23 protein-coding genes and 1 pseudogene are annotated in these 22,384 nt (G+C 63.0%); 13 read left to right on the top strand and 11 right to left on the bottom strand.

Annotated features, from left to right (window positions below; all coding sequences use genetic code 11):
- The first annotated feature begins 65 nt into the window (after nucleotides 1–65).
- The 10 genes from KHO53_RS12305 (at nucleotide 66) to KHO53_RS12350 (ending at nucleotide 12,444) form a co-directional block, all read left to right on the top strand.
- On the top strand, nucleotides 66–1,472 hold the full coding sequence (locus KHO53_RS12305) for an L-histidine transporter HutT (RefSeq protein ID WP_010222317.1): 1,407 nt from the start codon (nucleotides 66–68) through the stop codon (nucleotides 1,470–1,472).
- A gap of 15 nt (nucleotides 1,473–1,487) precedes the next feature.
- Entirely contained in the window at nucleotides 1,488–2,693 is a 1,206-nt protein-coding gene (hutI, locus tag KHO53_RS12310) for an imidazolonepropionase (RefSeq protein WP_036995441.1), read from the top strand.
- Between the two features lie 10 nt (nucleotides 2,694–2,703).
- Nucleotides 2,704–3,507 carry an N-formylglutamate deformylase gene (gene hutG, locus KHO53_RS12315; protein WP_010222319.1) on the top strand — a complete coding sequence of 268 codons (804 nt, stop codon included), beginning with the start codon at nucleotides 2,704–2,706 and terminating at the stop codon, nucleotides 3,505–3,507.
- Between the two features lie 168 nt (nucleotides 3,508–3,675).
- Nucleotides 3,676–4,647, top strand: coding sequence for a prolyl aminopeptidase (gene pip / locus KHO53_RS12320; RefSeq protein ID WP_010222320.1), 972 nt, complete (start codon nucleotides 3,676–3,678; stop codon nucleotides 4,645–4,647).
- Nucleotides 4,644–5,081, top strand: a complete 438-nt coding sequence (gene dtd, locus KHO53_RS12325; RefSeq protein WP_010222321.1) for a D-aminoacyl-tRNA deacylase — start codon at nucleotides 4,644–4,646, stop codon at nucleotides 5,079–5,081. The genes pip and dtd overlap by 4 nt, the downstream gene beginning before the upstream one ends.
- 261 nt (nucleotides 5,082–5,342) lie before the next feature.
- Nucleotides 5,343–7,058, top strand: coding sequence for a glucan biosynthesis protein G (locus KHO53_RS12330; RefSeq protein WP_036995587.1), 1,716 nt, complete (start codon nucleotides 5,343–5,345; stop codon nucleotides 7,056–7,058).
- Nucleotides 7,051–9,624, top strand: a complete 2,574-nt coding sequence (mdoH, locus tag KHO53_RS12335) for a glucans biosynthesis glucosyltransferase MdoH (RefSeq protein WP_010222323.1) — start codon at nucleotides 7,051–7,053, stop codon at nucleotides 9,622–9,624. The genes KHO53_RS12330 and mdoH overlap by 8 nt, the downstream gene beginning before the upstream one ends.
- 251 nt (nucleotides 9,625–9,875) lie before the next feature.
- The gene (locus KHO53_RS12340) at nucleotides 9,876–10,676 is read left to right on the top strand and encodes a transporter substrate-binding domain-containing protein (RefSeq protein ID WP_162471126.1); all 801 of its coding nucleotides are present in this window, start codon (nucleotides 9,876–9,878) and stop codon (nucleotides 10,674–10,676) included.
- Nucleotides 10,677–10,754: 78 nt separating this feature from the next.
- A complete protein-coding gene (locus KHO53_RS12345; RefSeq protein WP_100782639.1) occupies nucleotides 10,755–11,717 on the top strand; it encodes an amino acid ABC transporter permease in 963 nt (320 codons plus the stop codon).
- Nucleotides 11,710–12,444 carry an amino acid ABC transporter ATP-binding protein gene (locus tag KHO53_RS12350; RefSeq protein WP_010222327.1) on the top strand — a complete coding sequence of 245 codons (735 nt, stop codon included), beginning with the start codon at nucleotides 11,710–11,712 and terminating at the stop codon, nucleotides 12,442–12,444. The genes KHO53_RS12345 and KHO53_RS12350 overlap by 8 nt, the downstream gene beginning before the upstream one ends.
- 66 nt (nucleotides 12,445–12,510) lie before the next feature.
- On the opposite strand, the gene KHO53_RS25965 is transcribed toward KHO53_RS12350, so the two are convergent.
- The 11 genes and pseudogenes from KHO53_RS25965 to ubiE all read right to left on the bottom strand — a co-directional run bounded on the left by KHO53_RS25965 (nucleotide 12,511) and on the right by ubiE (nucleotide 20,479).
- Nucleotides 12,511–13,383, bottom strand: coding sequence for a methyl-accepting chemotaxis protein (locus tag KHO53_RS25965; protein ID WP_374045263.1), 873 nt, complete (start codon nucleotides 13,381–13,383; stop codon nucleotides 12,511–12,513).
- Nucleotides 13,366–14,481, bottom strand: a pseudogene (locus KHO53_RS25970) (methyl-accepting chemotaxis protein); the annotation flags it as partial. The pseudogene KHO53_RS25970 and the gene KHO53_RS25965, both read right to left, overlap by 18 nt.
- A 24-nt stretch (nucleotides 14,482–14,505) precedes the next feature.
- Nucleotides 14,506–15,213 carry a 16S rRNA (uracil(1498)-N(3))-methyltransferase gene (locus tag KHO53_RS12360; RefSeq protein ID WP_213570351.1) on the bottom strand — a complete coding sequence of 236 codons (708 nt, stop codon included), beginning with the start codon at nucleotides 15,211–15,213 and terminating at the stop codon, nucleotides 14,506–14,508.
- Nucleotides 15,210–16,001, bottom strand: a complete 792-nt coding sequence (tatC, locus tag KHO53_RS12365; RefSeq protein WP_010222333.1) for a twin-arginine translocase subunit TatC — start codon at nucleotides 15,999–16,001, stop codon at nucleotides 15,210–15,212. The genes KHO53_RS12360 and tatC overlap by 4 nt, the downstream gene beginning before the upstream one ends.
- Nucleotides 15,998–16,381, bottom strand: a complete 384-nt coding sequence (gene tatB, locus KHO53_RS12370) for a Sec-independent protein translocase protein TatB (RefSeq protein WP_010222334.1) — start codon at nucleotides 16,379–16,381, stop codon at nucleotides 15,998–16,000. The genes tatC and tatB overlap by 4 nt, the downstream gene beginning before the upstream one ends.
- Before the next feature lie 3 nt (nucleotides 16,382–16,384).
- On the bottom strand, nucleotides 16,385–16,654 hold the full coding sequence (locus KHO53_RS12375; protein WP_010222335.1) for a twin-arginine translocase TatA/TatE family subunit: 270 nt from the start codon (nucleotides 16,652–16,654) through the stop codon (nucleotides 16,385–16,387).
- A 25-nt stretch (nucleotides 16,655–16,679) separates the two neighbouring features.
- Nucleotides 16,680–17,015: a phosphoribosyl-ATP diphosphatase gene (locus tag KHO53_RS12380; protein ID WP_010222337.1), complete on the bottom strand. Its 336-nt coding sequence runs from the start codon at nucleotides 17,013–17,015 to the stop codon at nucleotides 16,680–16,682.
- Between the two features lies 1 nt (nucleotide 17,016).
- Nucleotides 17,017–17,409 (bottom strand): phosphoribosyl-AMP cyclohydrolase, encoded by a 393-nt coding sequence (hisI, locus tag KHO53_RS12385; RefSeq protein ID WP_010222338.1) that lies wholly within the window; start codon nucleotides 17,407–17,409, stop codon nucleotides 17,017–17,019.
- 72 nt (nucleotides 17,410–17,481) lie between these two features.
- The gene (gene ubiB, locus KHO53_RS12390; RefSeq protein ID WP_213570352.1) at nucleotides 17,482–19,089 is read right to left on the bottom strand and encodes a ubiquinone biosynthesis regulatory protein kinase UbiB; all 1,608 of its coding nucleotides are present in this window, start codon (nucleotides 19,087–19,089) and stop codon (nucleotides 17,482–17,484) included.
- A complete protein-coding gene (locus tag KHO53_RS12395; protein ID WP_010222340.1) occupies nucleotides 19,086–19,709 on the bottom strand; it encodes a ubiquinone biosynthesis accessory factor UbiJ in 624 nt (207 codons plus the stop codon). The genes ubiB and KHO53_RS12395 overlap by 4 nt, the downstream gene beginning before the upstream one ends.
- Nucleotides 19,709–20,479 carry a bifunctional demethylmenaquinone methyltransferase/2-methoxy-6-polyprenyl-1,4-benzoquinol methylase UbiE gene (ubiE, locus tag KHO53_RS12400; protein WP_010222341.1) on the bottom strand — a complete coding sequence of 257 codons (771 nt, stop codon included), beginning with the start codon at nucleotides 20,477–20,479 and terminating at the stop codon, nucleotides 19,709–19,711. The genes KHO53_RS12395 and ubiE overlap by 1 nt, the downstream gene beginning before the upstream one ends.
- 124 nt (nucleotides 20,480–20,603) lie before the next feature.
- On the opposite strand from ubiE, the gene KHO53_RS12405 reads away from it, so the two are divergent.
- From KHO53_RS12405 to KHO53_RS12415, 3 genes are all read left to right on the top strand, one after another.
- Nucleotides 20,604–20,879 (top strand): polyhydroxyalkanoic acid system family protein, encoded by a 276-nt coding sequence (locus tag KHO53_RS12405; protein ID WP_010222342.1) that lies wholly within the window; start codon nucleotides 20,604–20,606, stop codon nucleotides 20,877–20,879.
- Nucleotides 20,880–21,105: 226 nt separating this feature from the next.
- Complete coding sequence (locus tag KHO53_RS12410) at nucleotides 21,106–21,525, top strand: phasin family protein (RefSeq protein WP_010222343.1); 420 nt, start codon at nucleotides 21,106–21,108, stop codon at nucleotides 21,523–21,525.
- A gap of 10 nt (nucleotides 21,526–21,535) precedes the next feature.
- Nucleotides 21,536–22,297 (top strand): phasin family protein, encoded by a 762-nt coding sequence (locus KHO53_RS12415; RefSeq protein WP_100782641.1) that lies wholly within the window; start codon nucleotides 21,536–21,538, stop codon nucleotides 22,295–22,297.
- Nucleotides 22,298–22,384 lie beyond the last annotated feature (87 nt).

A 22,384-nucleotide genomic window follows, 5' to 3' on the forward strand; every position in this document is an offset into this window, starting at 1 on the left:
CCGCCTGCCGCACGGACCCTCGGGTCCGTGCCGCTTTTCGCCTACAACAAGAACAGGACGCGAAAATGCAATCTCAAGCTCAAGGACTCAAGCGTGGGCTAACCGCGCGACACATTCGTTTCATGGCGCTGGGGTCAGCGATTGGCACCGGGTTGTTCTACGGTTCGGCCTCGGCCATCCAGATGGCCGGGCCTGCGGTGCTGCTGGCTTATCTGATCGGTGGCGCGGCAGTGTTCATGGTCATGCGCGCGTTGGGCGAAATGGCCGTGCACAACCCGGTATCCGGCTCGTTCGGCCACTACGCCAGCACGTATCTGGGGCCGATGTCGGGGTTCATCCTCGGCTGGACTTATGCCTTTGAAATGATCATCGTTTGCCTGGCCGACGTCACCGCCTTCGGCATCTATATGGGGTTCTGGTTCCCGGAAGTGGCACGCTGGATCTGGGTGTTGGGCATCGTCTTTCTGATCGGCGGCCTGAACCTGTGCAACGTCAAGGTGTTCGGCGAGATGGAATTCTGGCTGTCGCTGCTCAAGGTCGGTGCCATCGTCGCGATGATCCTGGCCGGTTTCGGCATCATGGCCTTCGGCCTGAGCAATGCCGGTGCCGATAACGCCGTGGGTATCAGCAACCTGTTCGAGCATGGCGGCTTCATGCCCAATGGCATTGGCGGCCTGATCGCCTCGTTTGCCGTGGTGATGTTTGCCTTCGGCGGTATCGAGATCATCGGTATCACCGCCGGTGAGGCCAAGGACCCGCAGCGCGTTCTCCCCAAGGCAATCAACGCCGTGCCGATGCGCATCCTGCTGTTCTATGTGCTGACCCTGTTCGTGCTGATGTGCCTGTACCCATGGCCGCAGATTGGCAGCCAGGGCAGCCCGTTCGTGCAGATCTTCAGCAATCTGGGGATCGGTTCGGCGGCGACCGTGCTCAACATCGTGGTGATTTCCGCTGCCGTCTCGGCGATCAACAGCGACATCTTCGGCGCCGGGCGCATGATGTACGGCCTGGCCCAGCAAGGGCAGGCGCCTAAGGGCTTTGCCAAGATCTCCCGTCACGGTGTGCCGTGGATGACCGTACTGGTCATGGGCGCGGCGTTGCTCGGCGGTGTGGTGCTCAACTACCTGATCCCGGAAAACGTGTTCCTGCTGATCGCCTCGATTGCGACCTTTGCTACCGTGTGGGTCTGGCTGATGATCCTGGTGACCCAGGTTGCCATGCGCCGCAGCATGAGCCGCGAAGAAGTCGCCCAGCTGAAATTCCCGGTACCGTTCTGGCCTTATGGCCCGGCGGCGGCGATTGCTTTCATGCTGTTCGTTTTCGGCGTACTCGGCTACTTCCCGGATACGCAGGCAGCGTTGTTGGTGGGCGTGGTCTGGGTGCTGTTCCTGGTGGTGGCGTACAAACTCTGGTGCAAGCCACAGGTGGTTGCCGTCGAGCAGCCGCTGGTGCAGGAACCTTCTCAACTCTGATCAAGGAGACTCTGGATGAAAACCCTCTGGCAGCACTGCCATGTGGCAAGCATGGCGCAAGGCGTTTACTCGATCATCGAGGATGCGGCGATGGTCACCAGCGCCGGTCATATCGAGTGGATCGGCCCGCGCCAGCAACTGCCGGCCCTGGTCGCTGACAGAACCGTGGACCTGGGCGGCGCCTGGGTCACACCGGGTTTGATCGACTGCCACACCCACACGGTGTTTGGCGGCAACCGCAGCGGTGAGTTCGAGCAGCGCCTGCAAGGCGTCAGCTATGCCGAGATCGCCGCCCAGGGCGGCGGTATCGCCAGCACTGTGCGGGCAACCCGCGCGGCCAGCGAGGACGAACTGTTCGCCAGCGCCCGCCAGCGCGTGCAGGCGCTGATGCGCGATGGCGTCACCACCCTGGAAATCAAGTCCGGCTACGGCCTGGACCTGGCCAGCGAGCGCAAGCTGCTCAAGGTCATTCGCCGCCTGGGCGAGGAGCTGCCACTGACCGTGCGCAGCACCTGCCTGGCCGCCCATGCCTTGCCGCCGGAATACAAGGATCGCGCAGACGACTACATCAGCCACATCTGCGACCAAATGCTCCCGGCCCTGGCCGCCGAGGGCCTGGTCGACGCGGTGGATGCTTTCTGCGAGTACCTGGCGTTCTCTCCGGCCCAGGTCGAGCGGGTGTTTATCAAGGCCCGGGAGCTGGGCCTGCCGGTCAAGCTGCATGCCGAGCAACTGTCGTCCTTGGCCGGTTCCAGCCTGGCGGCGCGCTACCAGGCGTTGTCAGCCGATCACCTGGAGTTCATGACTGAAGACGACGCCATCGCCATGGCGGCGGCCGGTACCGTGGCGGTGCTGCTGCCCGGTGCCTTCTACTTCCTGCGTGAAACCCAGTTGCCGCCAATGGATGCCCTGCGCAAGCATGGGGTGAAGATCGCCATTGCCAGCGACCTCAACCCTGGCACTTCGCCGGCGCTGTCGCTGCGCCTGATGCTGAACATGGCCTGTACCCTGTTCCGCATGACCCCGGAAGAAGCCTTGGCCGGTGTCACCCTGCACGCGGCCACGGCCCTGGGCCTGGGCGATAGCCATGGTTCGCTGGAGGCCGGCAAGGTGGCCGACTTCGTCGCCTGGCAGATCGAACGACCGGCCGACCTGGCTTACTGGCTGGGCGGCGAACTGCCCAAGCGGGTGGTGCGCCTGGGCCATGAAATTTTCAATTGAGAGAGGCCGTATGGACAAGGTACTGAGTTTTCACCAGGGCACGTTGCCGCTGCTGATCAGCATGCCCCACGCCGGTTTGCGCCTGACGCCTGCGGTGCAGCAGGGCTTGGTCGAGCCTGCGCAAAGCCTGCCGGATACCGACTGGCATATTCCGCAGCTGTACGACTTCGCCCGTGGCTTGGGTGCCAGTGTGGTCGCGGCCGAGTATTCGCGTTTCGTCATCGACCTGAACCGCCCGGACGACGACAAGCCGCTGTATGTCGGTGCCACTACCGGCCTCTACCCGGCGACCCTGTTCGAGGGCGAGCCGTTGTTCAAGGACGGCCAGGCGCCGTCGGCGCAGGAACGCGCGGGGTACCTGGAAGCGATCTGGCGGCCGTACCACGACACTATCGGCAATGAGCTGGCGCGCCTGCGCGAGCAGTTTGGCTATGCCTTGCTGTGGGATGCCCACTCGATCCGCTCGCACATCCCGCACCTGTTCGAGGGCAAGCTACCGGACTTCAACCTCGGCACCTTCAACGGCGCCAGTTGCGACTCGCAGCTGGCTGAGCGGCTGCAGGGCGTTTGCGCAAAGTTTGAGCAGTACAGCCATGTGCTCAATGGTCGCTTCAAGGGTGGGCATATCACCCGTCACTACGGTGACCCGGCCAACGACATTCATGCGGTGCAGTTGGAGCTGGCGCAAAGCACCTATATGGAAGAGGTCGAGCCGTTCAAGTACCGCGAGGATCTGGCCGCGCCGACGCAGGTGGTGTTACAGCAATTGCTGGAGACGGTGCTGGCGTGGGGCAAGGAGCGCTACCAGGCTTGAGCCGGGGGTGACCTCATCGCTGGCAAGCCAGCTCCCGCAGGGTGTATCGAACCTGTGGGAGCTGGCTTGCCAGCGATAGGGCCCTCAAAGCCATCACAGGTACATGCTCTAAGCGCAATTCAGGTTTATGATGCCCAACGGCAGAATAATTCCCACACGGAGTGCGTAATGCAGACCTTGTACCCGCAGATCAAACCCTACGCCCGGCACGATCTGGCCGTGGAAGCACCGCATGTGCTGTATGTCGATGAGAGCGGTTCGCCGGAAGGTCTGCCGGTGGTGTTCATCCATGGCGGCCCGGGTGCCGGCTGCGATGCCCAGAGCCGCTGCTACTTCAATCCCAACCAGTACCGCATCATCACCTTCGACCAGCGCGGCTGCGGTCGTTCGACCCCGCATGCCAGCCTGGAAAACAACACCACCTGGCACCTGGTCGAAGACCTGGAACGCATTCGCAAGCACCTGGGGATCGAGAAGTGGGTGCTGTTCGGCGGCTCCTGGGGCTCTACCCTGGCCCTGGCCTATGCCCAGACCCACCCCGAGCGGGTGCATGGCCTGATCCTGCGCGGCATCTTCCTGTGCCGTGCACAAGAGATCGAATGGTTCTATCAGGCCGGCGCCAGCCGCCTGTTCCCCGATTACTGGCAGGACTACATCGCACCGATTCCGGCCGAAGAACGCGACGACCTGGTCAAGGCCTTCCACAAGCGCCTGACCGGCAACGACCAGATTGCCCAGATGCATGCGGCCAAGGCCTGGTCGACCTGGGAAGGACGTACCGCGACCCTGCGACCCAACCCGCTGGTGGTCGACCGTTTCTCCGAGCCGCAGCGTGCACTGTCGATTGCCCGTATCGAATGCCACTACTTCACCAACAATGCGTTCCTTGAGCCGGACCAGTTGATCCGCGACATGCCCAAGATCGCCCACCTGCCGGCGGTGATCGTGCATGGTCGCTACGACGTGATCTGCCCGCTGGACAACGCCTGGGAACTGCACCAGGCCTGGCCGAACAGTGAGCTGAAGGTGATTCGCGACGCCGGTCACGCGGCCTCCGAGCCGGGCATTACCGATGCCCTGGTGCGTGCCGCCGACCAAATGGCCCGGCGCCTGCTCGACCTGCCCCTGGAAGAAGCATGAAGGGTTTGCTGCAACGCGTGCGTGGCGCGCGGGTGGATGTCGAGGGCAAAACCGTCGGGGCCATCGACCAGGGCCTGCTGGTGCTGGTCGCGGTCGAGCCCGGCGATACCCGCGCACATGCCGACAAGCTGCTGCACAAGCTACTCAACTACCGGGTGTTCAGCGATCCCCAGGGCAAGATGAACCTGTCGCTCAAGGATATTGGCGGCGGCCTGCTGCTGGTGTCGCAGTTCACCCTGGCCGCCGATACCCAGAACGGCCTGCGCCCGAGTTTTTCCACGGCTGCGCCGCCAGCGCTGGGCGCCGAGCTTTTCGACTATATGTTGGCCCAGGCCCAGGTCCAGCACGCGACGGTTGCCAGTGGTCAGTTCGGAGCTGACATGCAGGTGCACCTGGTCAATGATGGCCCGGTAACATTTATGTTACAAATATGATGGCAAAAAACCCCTGTTTGCGGGAAAACAAGGGGTTTGGTTGCATAAATAGTTTGTTCAGCCTGATGCGTTGTAACGCGGCCTGCTGGATAATCGCGCGCTATGTGGGCCTGCGTTCGTGGGTTCGTTTCACTCTGACTTGAGACTGTCCGGAACCGTTTGGGGAATCATTGTGCCCTTTCGGAGTCCGAACAGTGCTCGCCAACCTGGCATATGTCGCTGGCCGTTGGTTTTATGATCTGTTTTCGGCGAGGGTTGCTCGTGATTGTAAGTCCCTGTAATGCACCAAGAACTCCCGGCATTCGGCTGCGCAAGGCCCTGTTGGCAGGCGCAACGCTGGTAAGCCTGCTCGGCGCAGGCCAGCTCTGGGCGTTCAACCTTGACGATGTCGCGGCCAAGGCGAAGGATCTTGCCGGGCAGAAGTACGAGGCGCCAAAAAGCAATCTGCCGGCGGTGTTCCGCGAAATGAAGTACGCGGACTACCAGAAGATCCGCTTCCTCAACGAAAAGGCCGAGTGGGCCAAGGACAAGACGCCGTTCAAGCTGTCCTTCTACCACCAGGGCATGCATTTCGACACGCCGGTCAAGATCAACGAAATCACCCCCAAGGCGGTGAAAGAGATCAAGTACGACCCGAGCCGTTTCGATTTCGGTGACCTGCAGTTCGACGCCAAGGCCACCGAAAAACTGGGCTACGCCGGTTTCCGCGTGCTGTACCCGATCAACAAGGCCGACAAGCAGGATGAAATCATGACCCTGCTTGGCGCCAGCTATTTCCGCGTGGTCGGCAAGGGCCATGTGTATGGCCTGTCCGCTCGTGGCCTGGCCATCGACACTGCGTTGCCGTCTGGCGAAGAATTCCCGCGGTTCACCGAGTTCTGGGTCGAGCGTCCAAAACCGACCGACAAGCAGCTGGTGATCTATGCGCTGCTCGATTCGCCGCGCTCCACCGGCGCCTACCGCCTGACCCTGCGTCCGGGCAGCGACACCATTGTCGACGTGCAGTCCAAGGTGTTCCTGCGTGACCGCGTCAGCCGCCTGGGTGTCGCCCCGCTGACCAGCATGTTCCTGTTCGGTGGCAACCAGCCATCCAAGGTGCTCAACTACCGTCCGGCCCTGCACGACTCCGAAGGCCTGTCGATCCATGCCGGTAACGGCGAGTGGCTGTGGCGCCCGCTGAACAACCCGAAACACCTGGCCGTGAGCAACTTCAGCGTCGAGAACCCGCGTGGTTTCGGCCTGCTGCAACGCCAGCGTGACTTCAGCCAGTTCGAAGACCTCGACGACAACTACCAGAAGCGTCCAAGTGCCTGGATCGAGCCGGTGGGTGACTGGGGCAAGGGTACCGTCGATCTGGTCGAGATCCCGACCGCCGATGAAACCAACGACAATATCGTGGCTTTCTGGAGCCCGGAGAAACTGCCGGAGCCAGGCACCCCGTTCGAATACGCCTACCGCCTGCACTGGACCATCGACGAGTCCAACCTGCACTCGCCGAACCTGGGCTGGGTCAAGCAGACCCTGCGCTCGACCGGTGACGTCAAACAGTCCAACCTGATCCGTCAGCCTGATGGCAGCGTGGCCTTCCTGGTCGACTTCGAAGGCCCGGTGCTGAGCAAACTGCCGGAAGACACCGCAGTGCGTAGCCAGATCAGCGTCGGCGACAATGCCGAAGTGGTCGAGAACAACCTGCGTTACAACCCGCAAATCAAAGGCTGGCGCCTGACCCTGCGGTTGAAGGTCAAGGACCCGAGCAAGTCCGTGGAAATGCGCGCCGCGCTGCTGCGTGATGTTCCGGTCGAACCGGCCAAGCCTGCCAAACCAAGCAAGCAGGACAAAGCTGCGGCCAAACAGGCCAAGGCCGACAAGCCTGCCGAGCAACCTGCCGCCGATGCGGCGTCCACCACCGGGGCACCGGCCACCACCGAACAGGTGCTGACCGAGACCTGGAGCTATCAGTTGCCTGCCGATGAGTAATGCCCATACCCGGCCAGAATCGCTCAGCGAGTATCTGGCCCACCTGCCCCTGAGCGACGAGCAACGCGCGGAACTCGCCCGCTGCTCCTCGTTCAGCGAGTTGCATCAGCGCCTGTCTGCCCAGCCGGGCGTCGAAGCTGCCGAGGCCGTCCAGGCCTCGGTGGGCGAGCGCCTGCACGTGACCTGCGCCGAAGACCTGCAAGACGCCGAGATGCTTGCGGTGGACGGTAGCGGCCGAGTGTGCCTGAAGGCCACGCCGCCGATCCGTCGCACCCGGGTAATCCCCGAGCCGTGGCGCACCAACATCCTGATCCGCGCCTGGCGCCGCCTGACCGGCCGCACCAACGCGCCGGCGCCGGAAAAACGTGAGCTGCCCAAGGCCCGTTGGCGCTGGGTCGGCTCGATGCGCCGCTACATCCTGTTGGCGCTGATGCTCGGTCAGACCATCGTCGCCGGCTGGTACATGAAAGGCATCCTGCCGTACCAGGGCTGGTCGTTCGTCGACCTCGCCGAAGTCATGCACCAACCGCTGCTGCAAACCGCCACGCAAGTCTGGCCGTATGCGCTGCAGACCAGCATCCTGGTCCTTTTCGGTATCCTCTTCTGCTGGGTCTCGGCGGGTTTCTGGACCGCGCTGATGGGCTTTCTGGAGTTGCTTACCGGGCGTGACAAGTACCGGATCTCCGGCAGCAGTGCCGGCAACGAGCCTATCGAAGCCGGTGCTCGCACTGCGATCGTCATGCCGATCTGCAACGAAGACGTGCCGCGGGTATTCGCTGGCCTGCGGGCGACTTTCGAGTCGGTGGCCGCAACCGGTGACCTCGACCGTTTCGACTTCTTCGTGCTCAGCGACACCAACGACACCGACATCGCCGTGGCCGAGCAACAGGCCTGGCTGGAAGTCTGCCGCGAGTCCAAGGGCTTCGGGCGGATCTTCTACCGTCGCCGTCGCCGCCGGGTCAAACGCAAGAGCGGCAACCTCGACGACTTCTGCCGTCGCTGGGGGGGCGATTACCGCTACATGGTGGTGCTCGACGCCGACAGCGTGATGAGTGGCGAATGCCTGACCAGCCTGGTGCGCCTGATGGAGGCCAACCCGGACGCAGGGATCATCCAGACCGCGCCGAAAGCCTCGGGCATGGATACCCTGTATGCGCGCATGCAGCAGTTCGCCACCCGCGTCTACGGCCCACTGTTCACCGCTGGCCTGCACTTCTGGCAGCTTGGTGAGTCGCACTACTGGGGCCACAACGCGATCATCCGCATGAAGCCCTTCATCGAGCACTGCGCCCTGGCGCCGTTGCCGGGCAAGGGCGCGTTTGCCGGTGCGATCCTTTCCCACGACTTCGTTGAAGCGGCGCTGATGCGTCGGGCTGGCTGGGGCGTGTGGATTGCCTACGACCTGCCGGGCAGCTACGAAGAACTGCCGCCGAACCTGCTCGATGAGCTCAAGCGCGACCGGCGCTGGTGCCACGGCAACCTGATGAACTTCCGCCTGTTCCTGGTGAAAGGCATGCACCCGGTGCACCGTGCGGTGTTCCTCACCGGGGTGATGTCGTACCTGTCGGCACCGTTGTGGTTCTTCTTCCTGGTATTGTCGACCGCGTTGCTGGCGACCAATACCCTGATGGAGCCGCAGTACTTCCTCGAACCACGCCAGCTCTACCCGCTGTGGCCGCAGTGGCACCCGGAGAAGGCCATCGCGCTGTTCTCCACCACTATCGTGCTGCTGTTCCTGCCCAAGCTGCTCAGTGTCATCCTGATCTGGGCCAAGGGTGCGAAAGAGTTTGGCGGGCGCTTCAAGGTCACCCTGTCGATGCTGCTGGAGATGCTCTTCTCCATGCTCCTGGCGCCAGTGCGGATGATCTTCCACACCCGCTTCGTGCTTGCCGCGTTCCTCGGCTGGGCCGCGACCTGGAACTCGCCGCAACGTGACGATGACTCCACCCCGTGGAGTGAAGCGGTACGCCGCCATGGCCCGCAAACCCTGCTGGGTGTGGCTTGGGCGCTGCTGGTGGCCTGGCTGAACCCGAGCTTTTTGTGGTGGCTGGTGCCGATCGTCGGTTCGCTGATGCTGTCGATCCCGGTGTCGGTGATCTCCAGCCGTGTGCACCTGGGCCTGCGTGCCAAGGACGAGAGCCTGTTCCTGATTCCCGAGGAATACGCCACGCCTCATGAGCTGCTGGCCACCGACCAGTACACCCACGAGAACCGCTGGCACGCCATGCACGACGGCTTCGTCCGTGCCGTGGTCGACCCGCAGCAGAACGCCCTGGCCTGCGCCTTGGCCACAGCCCGTCACGGCGTCGCGGCGCCAATCGAAGCGCTGCGAGCCGAACGTATCGCCAAGGCCCTGGACGGCGGCCCGAGCGGTCTGGATGGCAATACCCGTCTGGCCCTGCTCAGCGACCCGGTCGCCCTGGCACGTCTGCACACAGCTGTCTGGGATGAGCAGAACGAGGCCTGGCTGGGCGTCTGGCGTCAGTCGATCGCCAACGACCCGCACTCGCCGCTGCTGCCCCTGCATCCGGAGCCTGCCGTACAGCCTTCGCTGGCCAGTGCCTGATCGCCTGATCGGCTCAAGCAATCGCCGGCAACGCCGGCTCCCACAGGGTTGTATGCACAACTGACCTTGTGGGAGCCGGCGTTGCCGGCGATGTTTTTTCTGGGATCAATGGGTAACAAAGTCGTCTTCGGCTATATGTACCGTGCCGTTCATGCGTTAGCATCCCTCCCCGAATATCTCGCACCCGTCTGAATAGGACGGTTCGCGCCAACAATAAAATTCGAGCTTTCCTGCTAGGGGATCTGGTGATGATTAAGAAGTATCTGTCGATGCTGCTGGTCGGCGTCACGGCGCTGGTTGCGGTAAGTGCCGCGCAGGCGGCCGGTGCCATCGATGACGCGGTCAAGCGCGGCACCCTGCGTGTCGGCATGGACCCTACCTACATGCCGTTCCAGATGACCAACAAGCGCGGTGAGATCATCGGCTTCGAGGTCGATATCCTCAAGGCCATGGCCAAGTCCATGGGCGTCAAGCTGGAGATGGTCTCCACCGCCTACGACGGCATTATCCCGGCGCTGATGACCGACAAGTTCGACATGATCGGCAGCGGCATGACCCTGACCCAGGAACGCAACCTCAAGCTGAACTTCAGCGAGCCCTTCATCGTGGTCGGCCAGACCCTGCTGATTCGCAAGGAACTGGCTGAAGAGATCAAGTCCTACAAAGACCTGAACAACGAGAAGTACCGCCTGACCTCCAAGCTTGGCACCACCGGTGAGATGGTCGCCAAGAAACTGATCGGCAAGGCCAAGTACCACGGCTACGACAACGAGCAGGAAGCGGTGATGGACGTGGTCAACGGCAAGGCCGATGCCTTTGTCTACGACGCCCCATACAACGTCGTGGCGGTGAACAAGGCCGGCGCCGGCAAGCTGCTGTTCCTCGACAAGCCGTTCACCTTCGAACCGTTGGCCTTCGGCCTGAAGAAGGGCGATTACGACAGCCTGAACTTCATCAACAACTTCCTGCACCAGATCAAGCACGACGGTACCTACGATCGAATCCACGACAAGTGGTTCAAGGACACCGCCTGGCTCAAGGACATGGAATAAGGCCGAGGCACCACGCCTGGCTTGAAACCCGACGCGCAGGCTGGCCCTGCGCGTTCGCTTTTACGGAAGTACCCTCACGTGATCAAACACAAGAAAGCCCAGTGGCCCTGGCACGGGCTGACCGCGCTGGTCCTGATCGGCCTGGCGGTCAGCCTGTATTACGCGACCTCGATGATTTCCTACGAGTGGCGCTGGAACCGGGTGCCGCAGTATTTCGCCTACCAGGCTGAAGTCGCCCAACGCGTCAGCGAAAACGGCACCATCGAAGCCATCGTCAGCAAAGGCGACATGGCCAGCGTCACCGTACGTGACGAGAGCGGTGGCGAGCAGGTCTTCGAGGTCGAACAGGCCAGCGTGCAGCTGTCGCGCGGCGACGATGTGGCCGAAGGCGACCTGATCGGCGTTACCCATCACTGGGCTGCCGGGCCGTTGGCCTGGGGCCTGTGGACCACCGTATGGATCTCGGTCGCCTCCGGCGTGCTGGGGCTGCTGATCGGCCTGTTTGCCGGGCTTTGCCGGCTGTCGAACAACCCGACCCTGCGTGACCTGTCGACGGTCTACGTCGAGCTGGTGCGCGGCACGCCGTTGCTGGTACAGATTTTCATCTTTTACTTCTTCATCGGCACTGTGCTCAACCTGTCCCGGGAGTTTGCCGGGGTGGCGGCGCTGGCGCTGTTCACCGGCGCTTATGTCGCCGAGATCGTCCGCGCCGGTGTGCAGTCGATCGCCAAGGGCCAGGGTGAAGCCGCCCGTTCGCTGGGCCTGAGCGCCGGTCAGTCGATGCGCCATGTGGTGCTGCCGCAAGCCTTCAAACGCGTGCTGCCGCCGCTGGCCGGGCAGTTCATCAGCCTGGTCAAGGACACCTCGCTGGTCTCGGTGATCGCCATCACCGAACTGACCAAAAGCGGTCGCGAGGCGATCACCACCTCGTTCTCGACGTTCGAGATCTGGTTCTGCGTCGCCGGTCTGTACCTGTTGATCAACCTGCCGCTGTCGCACATGGCCAGCCGGCTTGAGCGGAGGCTTGCGCAAAGTGATTGAAGTCCGTGACCTGGTAAAAGTCTTCGATACCCGCGGGCAGGTGGTGCGTGCGGTCGATCACGTCAGCACCAACGTGGCCAAGGGCGAAGTGCTGGTGGTACTTGGCCCTTCGGGCTCGGGCAAGTCGACTTTCCTGCGATGCCTCAATGGCCTGGAGTCGTTCGATGAAGGCACCGTGGCCATCGATGGCCTGCAGCTGGCCGACCCGAAGACCGACGTCAACGCCTACCGCCGTGAAGTGGGCATGGTGTTCCAGCATTTCAACCTGTTCCCGCACATGACCGTGCTGGAGAACCTGTGCCTGGCGCAGAAGGTCGTGCGCAAGCGTGGCAAGGTCGAGCGCGAGGCCAAGGCCCGGGCGTTGCTGGAGAAGGTCGGGATTGGCCAGAAGGCCAACGAGTACCCGTCACGCCTGTCCGGCGGTCAGCAGCAACGGGTGGCGATCGCCCGGGCCCTGGCCATGGACCCCAAGGTGATGCTGTTCGATGAGCCGACATCGGCGCTCGACCCGGAAATGGTTGGCGAAGTGCTGGATGTGATGAAAACCCTGGCCCTGGAAGGTATGACCATGGTTTGCGTCACCCACGAAATGGGCTTTGCCCGGGAAGTGGCGGATCGGGTGCTGTTCTTCGATCACGGCAAGCTGCTGGAAGATTCGCCGCCGGAGGCGTTCTTCACCTCACCCAAGGACCTGCGCGCACAGGCGTTTTTGCGGCAGGTGCTTTAGGGCCCCATCGCGGGGCAAGCCCGCTCCCACCAGACCGGTAGGAGCGGGCTTGCCCCGCGATGCTTTCTACAGCTGGAACTTGCCGACCAGCGTCTGCAGATGCGTCCCCAACCGCGCCAGCTCAACGCTCGACGCCGCCGTCTCTTCACTGGCGGCCGATGTCTGGTCCGACACATCTCGCACGTTCATCACGCTACGGTTGATTTCTTCGGCCACCGCGCTTTGCTGCTCGGCTGCCGCAGCGATCTGCTGGTTCATCGCCTGGATCGACGACACGGTGCGGGTGATGGTTTCCAGCGAGGTGCCGGCGCGGCGAGTCAGCTCGACGCTGCTGTCGGTCAGGCCGCGGCTGGCGTCCATTACCGTGGCAACCTGCTGGGTGCCGTTCTGCAGGCCGGCGATCAACTGTTCGATCTCTTCGGTGGACTGCTGGGTGCGTTGTGCCAGGCTGCGTACTTCATCGGCGACCACGGCAAAGCCACGCCCGGCTTCCCCGGCGCGGGCAGCTTCGATGGCGGCGTTGAGGGCGAGCAGGTTGGTTTGCTGGGCGACTGACTTGATCACATCGAGCACGCTGCCGATCTTGTCGCTTTCGGCCTTGAGCTGGCCCATGGCTTCGCTGGAGTGGTTGACCTCGCTGGCCAGGCGCTCGATCTGGGCGATGGCTTCGCCGACCACTCGATCACCTTCGCGGGCCTGCTGATCGGCCATCACCGCCGCTTCCGAGGCTTCCTCGGCGTTACGTGCGACCTCTTGTACGGTGGCGGCCATTTCGTTCATGGCGGTGGCCACCTGGTCGGTCTCGACCTTTTGATTGTTGACCCCGGCACTGGTCTGCTCGGTGACCGCTGACAGTTCTTCGGCGGCGCTGGCAATCTGGGTGACGCCGTCGCCGATGCCGCCGATCAATTCGCGCAGGCTCACGGTCATGCGCTGCATGCTGCGCTGCAACTGGCCCAGCTCGTCACGGCGGTCGATCTTGAGGTCGTGGCGCAGGTCGCCACTGGCAACCCGGTCGGCGGCATTGAGGGTTTGACGCAGGGGGATAATGATCTGCCGGGTAATCGCCCAGGCGGCCAGCAGGCCGAACAGCAAGGCCAGCACGGTGGCCAGGGCCAGCATCGACTTGGCGTGTTGCGACTCGTCATCGCGCAGGGTGGTAAGGGTGCTGGTCAGTTGCTGGCTCTGCTCGATCAGGTTCTGGCCCAAGACAACCATTTGTTGAGCGGCCTGCTCGGAGGCGTTTTGCGCATTGCCGAACTCGACCACGGCGCCGCGGTAGTTACCCAGGGCGCGGGCGGCCTGGTTGAAGTTGCTGGTGTAGCTGGCCGGCAGTACTTCGGCCAGGGTCTTGAGCTGCGAGGTGGCCTGGTCGATGGCCTCCAGCGCAGTGTGCTGGAATTCGGGCTTGCCGCTGTAGGTGTAGCCACGCACCTGGAAGCGCGCCTGTTGCAGCAGCTTGCTGGCACCGACCACGCTGTTGAACAGGTTCAGGTCGCTGCCGCTGAGCAGTTGTTGCTCGACCTGGGCGATCAACGCCGCGGCCTCGTCGGCGCTGCTGCCGAGCACGGCACGAGCGGCTTCGCGCTGTTGGGCGGCCTTGTCGGCACTGCTTAGCGCCTGGCGGTACTGGCGCACGGCTTCGTGCTGCTGCTCGATGCGACGGCGGTTCTCGGGCAGGACGATGCGTTGGTCGACCGCTTGCAACTGGCGCTCAAGCGCAGCCAGGGCATTGTTGAGGTTCTGCGCCGCGGCCTCGTCGCCTTTGAGTTGGAAGCCCTGGCGGGCAATGCGCAGTTCGAGGGTGGCCTGGTGCACCTGGGAAATCCCGCCCAGGGTGTCGCCACGGTTGCTGATGCCGTTCAGGCCCTGCCAGCCGGTCAGGGTAATGGCCAGGGTCAGCAACAGGACCAGGCCGAAGCCGATGCCGAGTTTGAGATTGACGCTCACGTTACCCAGGTGCTGGGCTAACCAACGGTACATGGTGGGACTCCATTGCGATCGGCAGAGGCGATTATTTTTCTGGTGCCAATGCATCGGCCTGGAGCGGCAAAACTGAAGTCAGAACAGACGGGCGAGCAGGGCGGTGACCGCTGTTTCCACGCGCAGGATGCGTTCGCCGAGTTGTACCGGGTTCAGCCCGGCCTTGCCCAGCAGGTCGATCTCGTAGGGAATCCAGCCACCTTCCGGGCCAATGGCCAGGGTAACCGGCTCGTTCAGCCCGCGCGGGCAGGGCGGGTACGGGCCTGGATGGCCGACCAGGCCGAGGGTGCCTTGCGCAATGGCCGGCAGGCGGTCTTCGACAAACGGCTTGAAGCGCTTCTCGATGATCACCTCGGGCAGCACGGTATCGCGGGTCTGCTCAAGGCCGAGGATCAGCTGTTCGCGGATGGCTTCGGGCTCGAGGAACGGGGTTTGCCAGAAGCTTTTCTCGACCCGGTAGCTGTTGACCAGGATCAGCTTTGGCACGCCCATGGTGGCGACGGTCTGGAACACCCGACGGAGCATTTTCGGCCGTGGCAGGGCCAGCACCAAAGTCAGCGGCAGCTTGGACGGTGGTGGCTGGTCGAAGCTGACGCTGAGCTCGGCTTCATGGCCTTCCAGGCGCAGTACCACGGCCTGGCCCATCAGCCCGCCGATACGCCCGACGCGCAGGGTATCGCCCACCGCCACGCGGTGGATTTCCTGCATGTGGGTAAAGCGCCGGTCAGCCAGCACCACGCGATCGGCCGCGATGAAATCGGCCTCTTCAAGTAACAGCAGGTTCACGGCTGAGTCGCTGGCGGCTGGTCGTTATGGTCGTCGGCAGCGTCTTCAGGGTGTTCGCTACGCTTGCGGATCAGCCCGCCAAACAGCACGCCGATCTCGAACAGCAGCCACATCGGCACGGCGAGCAGGGTCTGCGAGAAGATGTCCGGCGGGGTCAGGATCATGCCGACCACGAAGCAGCCAATGATCACGTACGGGCGGATCTTTCGCAGGTACTTCACATCGACCACGCCGATCCACACCAGCAGGACCACGGCCACCGGGATCTCGAAGGCCACGCCGAAGGCGAAGAACAGGGTCATGACGAAGTCCAGGTAGCTGGAAATGTCCGTCATCATCGACACCCCTTCCGGGGTGGCGCTGGCGAAGAAGCCGAAGATCAGCGGGAACACCAGAAAATACGCAAAGGCCATGCCGGCGTAGAAGAGGATGATGCTCGACACCAGCAACGGAATGGCGATGCGCTTTTCATGGCGGTACAGGCCCGGCGCGATGAAGCCCCAGATCTGCTGGAGGATCAACGGAATGGCCAGGAACAGCGAGACGATCATGGTCAGCTTGAACGGCGTCAGGAACGGCGAGGCGACGTCGGTGGCGATCATCGTCGCGTTGGCCGGCAGGTGCTCGCGCAACGGCGCCGAGACCAGGGTGTAGATCTGCTGCGCGAAGGAAAACAGCCCGGCGAAGATCAGGAAGATGGCCGCGACGCAGCGCAGCAGGCGTGTACGCAACTCGGTGAGGTGCGAAACCAGCGGCATCGGCTGGTCGTTTTCCGGAATATCGCTCATGGGGCTCGCGGGGGCTGTGTCGGTTCGGTGGGCGCGCTGGCGGCTGGCGGCGTGGTTTCGCTGCTGCTGGGTGTTGGCGCCGGGGCGCTTTCGCCATGGGCAACCGGGGTTGCAGGCGGCTCAGGCGTCACGCTGTTGGGGTTGAGGATCTTGCGCGCTTCCTGCTCCATGGAGAGGATGTGCTCGTTGTGCAACTGACGACGGATGTCATCGGCGCCGATTTCACGCTCGACCTCCTGCTTGATCGCATTGAAGCTGCGCTTGAGCCGGCCGATCCACAGCCCGGCGGTACGCGCGGCGCCCGGCAGGCGCTCGGGGCCGAGCACCAGCAGGGCCACCAGGCCCACGAGCAACAGTTCGCTGAAGCTGATCCCGAACATTGATCAATCTTTCCTGATCGGCTCTTCGACCTTGTGGGCCTGGCCATCGATGGTCTGCGGCTGGTTCAGCGGCGAAGTGGCCTGCGGCTGGACGGGTTGCACCGGAGGGGGCGTCTGTTCGGCCGGTTTGGTCTCTTCTTCGTTCATGGCTTTCTTGAAGCCCTTGATCGACTCGCCCAGGTCGCTGCCGAAGTTCTTCAGCTTCTTGGTACCAAACACCAGTACCACCACGACCAGCAGGACGATCCAGTGTTTCCAGTCAAAAATACCCATGGTGCAATCCCTCGAAATAATTCAGTTAGGCCGACGGCTGACGCGCTGCTTTCTCGGCGTGCCCGGACAGGCCGAAACGGCGGTCCAGTTCGTCCAGCACCGCCTGCGGGTGCTGGCCCAGTTGGGCGAGCATGACCAGGCTATGGAACCACAGATCGGCGGTCTCGTAGATGACATCGCTGCAGTCGCCGCTGTGGGCGGCATCCTTGGCGGCGATGATGGTCTCGACCGACTCTTCGCCGAGCTTTTCCAGAATCTTGTTCAGGCCCTTGTGATACAGGCTGGCCACGTACGAGCTGTCGGGCTCGGCGCCTTTGCGCGCTTCCAGTACTTCGGCCAGGCGGGTCAGGGTGTCGCTCATGTCAATGTCCTGCGCTGTAGATGGCATGCGGGTCCTTGATGACCGGATCGACGGTCTTCCACTCACCGTTGTCGAAGACCCGGTAGAAGCAGCTCTCGCGGCCGGTATGGCAGGCGATATGACCCAGTTGTTCAACCATCAGGATGATCACGTCGGCGTCGCAGTCCAGGCGCATTTCGTGCAGCTTTTGCACGTGGCCGGATTCTTCGCCCTTGCGCCACAGTTTGCCACGCGAACGTGACCAGTAGATGGCCCGCTGCTCGGCGGCGGTCAGCGCCAGCGCTTCGCGGTTCATCCAGGCCATCATCAGCACGCGCCCGGTCTTGTGGTCCTGGGCGATAGCCGGTACCAGGCCATCGCTGTTCCAGTTGATCTCGTCCAGCCAGTCTTTCATTTTCGACTCCAAAGCCGGGTCCGATCCTTTGCCGAACCCTTGTGCTAGTGTGCCAGCCAGCAGCCCGGCTGGCTATCGACGCACGATCAGGTAGAGGCCAGCGGCCAGCATCAACCAGGCAGGCCAGGCAGCGGGAGCGCTGAGGCTGACCGCGCCGGCAGCCAGGGTGGCGCCGCCGCCGAGCAGCCCGGCACCGAGCAGGCGCAGGGCCCAGTGATCGTTCTTCGGCTGCCAGGTCGCGGGCGGGTCGGCCAGGTGCGGCTGCGACATGCGTTCGAGCAGGTCGCGAGTCATGCCGGCCAGGTGCGGGATCTGCTCGACCTGGCCATGCAGGTTCTGCAGCAGGGTCTTGGGGCTGACCCGTTCGCGCATCCAGCGCTCGAGGAACGGCTGGGCGGTGGTCCACAGGTCCAGGTCCGGGTACAGCTGGCGGCCCAGGCCTTCGATGTTGAGCAGGGTCTTCTGCAACAGAACAAGCTGCGGCTGGACTTCCATGTTGAAGCGCCGCGCGGTCTGGAACAGGCGCATCAGCACCTGGCCGAAAGAAATATCCTTTAACGGTTTTTCGAAGATCGGCTCGCACACGGTGCGGATCGCCGCTTCGAATTCATTCAGTTTGGTCTGTGCCGGTACCCAGCCCGAGTCAATGTGCAACTGCGCCACACGGCGGTAGTCGCGCTTGAAGAAGGCAAACAGGTTGCGTGCCAGGTAGTCCTGGTCCTCGGGGGTCAGGCTGCCGACGATGCCGCAGTCGATGGCAATGTACTGCGGGCACCACGGCTTGACCGTGCTGACGAAGATGTTGCCTGGGTGCATGTCGGCATGGAAGAAGCTGTCGCGAAAGACCTGGGTGAAGAAGATCTCCACGCCACGCTCGGCGAGCATCTTCATGTCGGTGCGCTGGTCGGCCAGGGTCGCCAGGTCAGTGACCTGAATACCGTAGATGCGCTCCATCACCAGCACTTTAGGCCGGCACCAGTCCCAGTACACCTGGGGCACGTACATCATCTCCGAGCCTTCGAAGTTACGCTTGAGCTGGCTGGCGTTGGCCGCTTCGCGCAACAGGTCGAGTTCGTCGTAGATGGTCTTTTCGTAGTCGTTGACCACTTCCACCGGGTGCAGCAGGCGTGCATCGGCCGAAACCCGTTCGGCGCCGCGGGCAATCAGGAACAGCCAGGCCAGGTCCTGAGCAATGACCGGCTTGAGGCCCGGGCGCACCACCTTGACCACCACCTCTTCGCCGCTCTTGAGCTTGGCCGCGTGTACCTGGGCCACCGATGCCGAAGCCAACGGCTCGACGTCAAAGCGGCTGAACACCTCGCTGATCTTCGCCCCGAGCTGTTCTTCGATCAGGGCGATGGCTTTTTGCGGATCGAACGGCGGCACCCGGTCCTGCAGCAGCATCAGCTCGTCGGCGATGTCTTCGGGCAGCAGGTCGCGGCGGGTCGACAGCAACTGGCCGAACTTGATGAAGATCGGCCCCAGGTCCTGCAGCGCCAGGCGCAGGCGCGCGCCACGGCTGAGCTCCAGCTCTTTGCGCGGCAGCCAGCGCCAGGGCATGGCATAGCGCAGGCCCATCAGCCACCAGGGCAGGGGCAGGGCGAACAGCAGGTCATCGAGACGGTAACGGATCACGACGCGCTGGATGCGCAACAGACGGCGGACGGCAAGCAGCTTCATGCGTTATCGCTGGTATCAAGGGATCGGGCAAGGCGCTCGATGCGCGCCTCAAGGCGTTCAATATCGACTTTTAGCGTGTCGAGTTCGCTGAAACGGGCTTCGGCTTCGCGCTGGCCTACCAGGGTCCGGGCCTCTTCGGCGAGGTACTCGGAGAGGTTCTGGTTGAGCGCCGCCAGGCCCTGGCGGGTCCAGTTGGCGCGGCTGCGCAAATGGCCGCTGAGCAACTGCGTGGCGATCGGCCCCAGCCAGCGGGAGACTTCGTACTCCCAGTCAAGCTCCAGGTCCTGCAGCACCGCGACCAGATCGAGCAGCACCGCGCTATCGCCTTCAAGCTCGACCTGCGGGCTGTGCAGCACCGCGCTCTTGTCCTGGCTCAGGGCCAGGCGCACCAGGCTGCTGGCCGGCGCACGCAAGGTGCAGTCAGCCTCATTGGCCCAGTGCGCGGCGAGCATCAGGCCTTCGTCGCTGGGCAGGATGAACAGCTGCAAGGCCGGCTGGCGGCAGTCGATGGCAATCACCTTGCCGTCCAGCGGGCTCAAGCGCGGCAGCGCTGTGCTGTCCAGGCGCAAAACACGGTTGAGGCCGTGTTCGACGCTGGCGAGCAGGCCGGCCAGGAGCATCAGGGCTTGATTCCCCGGTGCAGGGCGACGATGCCGCTGGTCATGTTGTGGTAGGTGACGCGATCGAAGCCGGCCTCGACCATCATCGCCTTGAGGGTTTCCTGGTCGGGGTGCATGCGGATCGATTCGGCCAGGTAGCGGTAGCTTTCCGAGTCGTTGGTGATCAGCTTGCCGGCCAGCGGCATGAAGGCGAACGAGTAGGCGTCGTAGACCTTGGACATCAGCTTGTTGGTCGGTTTGGAGAATTCCAGCACCAGCAACCGGCCACCGGGCTTGAGCACCCGCAGCATGGAGCGGATGGCGTCTTCCTTGTGGGTGACGTTGCGCAGGCCGAAGGCGATGGTCACGCAGTCGAAGTGGTTGTCCGGGAATGGCAGTTTTTCGGCGTCGGCCTGGACGAACTCGATGTTGCCTGCCACGCCGCGGTCGAGCAGGCGGTCGCGACCGACCTTGAGCATCGACTCGTTGATGTCGGCCAGCACCACCTGGCCGGTAGGGCCGACCAGGTGCGAGAACTTGGCCGCCAGGTCGCCAGTGCCGCCGGCGATGTCGAGCACCCGGTTACCCGGGCGCACGCCCGACAGCTCGATGGTGAAGCGCTTCCACAGGCGGTGCATGCCGCCGGAGAGCACATCGTTCATCAGGTCGTACTTGGCCGCCACCGAGTGGAACACCTCGGCGACTTTCTCGGCCTTCTGGCTTTCCGGCACGTTCTTGTAGCCGAAGTGGGTGGTGGGTTCGGCGTGGTCGCCTTTGCGCTGATCGTTCATATCGCTTCACCGGAAAAAATTACTGGCCATTCTAGGGCGTACGGTCGGATTTGTCTTGGCGGGGTGTGTCGCAGGTGGGGCGCGGGCATAATATAAGTATGCCTTCGAACCCAGGATTGAATGAATGACCCAGATCAGCGTTGAACGCAAACACAGCCTGGGCCGCGACGCGGCCCGGCAAAAGGCCGAAGCCCTGGTCGACAAGCTGGCCCGCGAATACGACCTCAAGGCCAGCTGGAACGGCGACCGGGTCGAGGTCAAGCGCAGTGGTGCCAACGGCAGCGTGCTGATTGGCGAGGACAGCATCAAGGTCGAGCTGAAGCTGGGCATGATGCTGTCGATGATGAGCGGGACCATCAAGAGTGAGATCGAGCGGGCGCTGGATAAGGCGCTCGCCTAGCGGCTCAAGGGGGGAGCTTCAAGCTGCAAGCTGCAAGTGCTTCGCGGTGAATGGGAGGGGGCGACGGTTTCAAGATCACCGCTGCCCTTTCTTGCCGCTTGAAGCTTGAAGCTTGCCGCTGCCCCTTTATTAGTGTGCCAATTCTAATTTTCCCCCCTACCTTGTGCTCAGGCCCAACTTCCGTGGGCAGTTCCTCCATTTCCGTTCAGAGCGTGAGGTGCAGAGCATGGCCAAAGTGATCCTGAAGAAAAAAGACGACGCCCAGCGCAGGTTGGGTGAGGTGCGCGGCTACGCGCGCAAGATCTGGCTGGCAGGCCTGGGGGCTTACACCCGGGTAGGTCAGGAAGGTGCCGACTACCTTAAAGAGCTGGTCAAGGCCGGCGAATCGGTAGAACAACGCGGCAAGAAAAAACTCGATGCGAAGGTCGATGCTGCCAACTCCGAGATTGATTCGGTGAAGGGCGAGCTGACCAGCGTCAAGGGCAAGGTCGAGGTTCAACTCGACAAAATCGAAAAGGCTTTCGACACGCGGGTCGCAAGCGCCTTGAATCGCATCGGCATTCCGTCTAAACATGACGTGGAGGCACTCTCTGCCAAGCTCGATGAGCTCACGGCATTGCTTGAACGTGTCGCACGTAAACAATAAGGAGAGCGGGATGGCTGGCAAGAAGAATACTGAGAAAGAAGGCAGCTCCTGGGTCGGGGGGATCGAGAAGTATTCCCGCAAGATCTGGCTGGCTGGTTTGGGTATCTACTCCAAGATCGATGCGGATGGCAGCAAGCTGTTCGACACCCTGGTCAAGGATGGTGAGAAAGCTGAGAAGCTAGCCAAGAGTTCGGTCGACTCGGCCAAGGCTACTGCGAAATCGGCTAGCTCTCGGGTCAGTAATGTCAAAGATCGCGCGCTGGGCAAATGGGGCGAGCTCGAAGAGGCTTTCGACAAGCGCCTGAACAGTGCCATTTCGCGTCTGGGCGTTCCGAGCCGCAATGAAGTCGCCGCCCTGCACAAGCAGGTCGACACGCTGACCAAGCAGATCGAGAAGCTGACCGGTGCATCGGTGACGCCCATCTCGAAAAAGCCGGCAGCGAGCAAGGCTGCAGCCAAGCCATTGGCCAAGGCTGCACCGAAAGCGGCGGCGAAACCTGCAGCAAAAACTGCAGCGGCTAAACCTGCAGCCAAGCCAGCGGCGAAAACCGCAGCGGCTAAACCTGCGGCCAAGCCAGCAGCCAAACCGGCTGCGGCGAAGAAACCGGCAGTGAAGAAGCCAGCGGCCAAGCCAGCAGCTAAACCTGCAGCAGCGAAGCCGGCGGCACCTGCGGCCAGCGCTGCACCGGCGCCAAGCCCGGCATCGGTAGCCAGTGCTGCACCGGCCTCTGTGGCGCCATTGGCACCGGTAAGCCCGATCAGCCAGTCCTGATACTGGCTTTATCGCGGGGCAAGTCGGGTCGCCGCACCGCCGCTCCCACAGGATTTTGTGGGAGCGGCGGTGCGGCGACCCGACTTG

It is taken from the genome of Pseudomonas sp. RC2C2, assembly GCF_018390435.1.
GTDB classification, from domain to species: domain Bacteria; phylum Pseudomonadota; class Gammaproteobacteria; order Pseudomonadales; family Pseudomonadaceae; genus Aquipseudomonas; species Aquipseudomonas donghuensis.

Excerpts from the sequence above, each read along its gene's own strand:
- KHO53_RS12305 (WP_010222317.1), top strand. The coding sequence starts at position 66 with ATGCAATCTCAAGCTCAAGGACTCAAGCGTGGGCTAACCGCGCGACAC.
- hutI (WP_036995441.1), top strand. The coding sequence starts at position 1,488 with ATGAAAACCCTCTGGCAGCACTGCCATGTGGCAAGCATGGCGCAAGGC.
- hutG (WP_010222319.1), top strand. The coding sequence starts at position 2,704 with ATGGACAAGGTACTGAGTTTTCACCAGGGCACGTTGCCGCTGCTGATC.
- pip (WP_010222320.1), top strand. The coding sequence starts at position 3,676 with ATGCAGACCTTGTACCCGCAGATCAAACCCTACGCCCGGCACGATCTG.
- dtd (WP_010222321.1), top strand. The coding sequence starts at position 4,644 with ATGAAGGGTTTGCTGCAACGCGTGCGTGGCGCGCGGGTGGATGTCGAG.
- mdoH (WP_010222323.1), top strand. The coding sequence starts at position 7,051 with ATGAGTAATGCCCATACCCGGCCAGAATCGCTCAGCGAGTATCTGGCC.
- KHO53_RS25965 (WP_374045263.1), bottom strand. The coding sequence starts at position 13,383 with ATGCAGCGCATGACCGTGAGCCTGCGCGAATTGATCGGCGGCATCGGC.
- tatC (WP_010222333.1), bottom strand. The coding sequence starts at position 16,001 with ATGAGCGATATTCCGGAAAACGACCAGCCGATGCCGCTGGTTTCGCAC.
- tatB (WP_010222334.1), bottom strand. The coding sequence starts at position 16,381 with ATGTTCGGGATCAGCTTCAGCGAACTGTTGCTCGTGGGCCTGGTGGCC.
- KHO53_RS12375 (WP_010222335.1), bottom strand. The coding sequence starts at position 16,654 with ATGGGTATTTTTGACTGGAAACACTGGATCGTCCTGCTGGTCGTGGTG.
- KHO53_RS12380 (WP_010222337.1), bottom strand. The coding sequence starts at position 17,015 with ATGAGCGACACCCTGACCCGCCTGGCCGAAGTACTGGAAGCGCGCAAA.
- hisI (WP_010222338.1), bottom strand. The coding sequence starts at position 17,409 with ATGAAAGACTGGCTGGACGAGATCAACTGGAACAGCGATGGCCTGGTA.
- ubiB (WP_213570352.1), bottom strand. The coding sequence starts at position 19,089 with ATGAAGCTGCTTGCCGTCCGCCGTCTGTTGCGCATCCAGCGCGTCGTG.
- KHO53_RS12395 (WP_010222340.1), bottom strand. The coding sequence starts at position 19,709 with ATGCTCCTGGCCGGCCTGCTCGCCAGCGTCGAACACGGCCTCAACCGT.
- ubiE (WP_010222341.1), bottom strand. The coding sequence starts at position 20,479 with ATGAACGATCAGCGCAAAGGCGACCACGCCGAACCCACCACCCACTTC.
- KHO53_RS12405 (WP_010222342.1), top strand. The coding sequence starts at position 20,604 with ATGACCCAGATCAGCGTTGAACGCAAACACAGCCTGGGCCGCGACGCG.
- KHO53_RS12410 (WP_010222343.1), top strand. The coding sequence starts at position 21,106 with ATGGCCAAAGTGATCCTGAAGAAAAAAGACGACGCCCAGCGCAGGTTG.
- KHO53_RS12415 (WP_100782641.1), top strand. The coding sequence starts at position 21,536 with ATGGCTGGCAAGAAGAATACTGAGAAAGAAGGCAGCTCCTGGGTCGGG.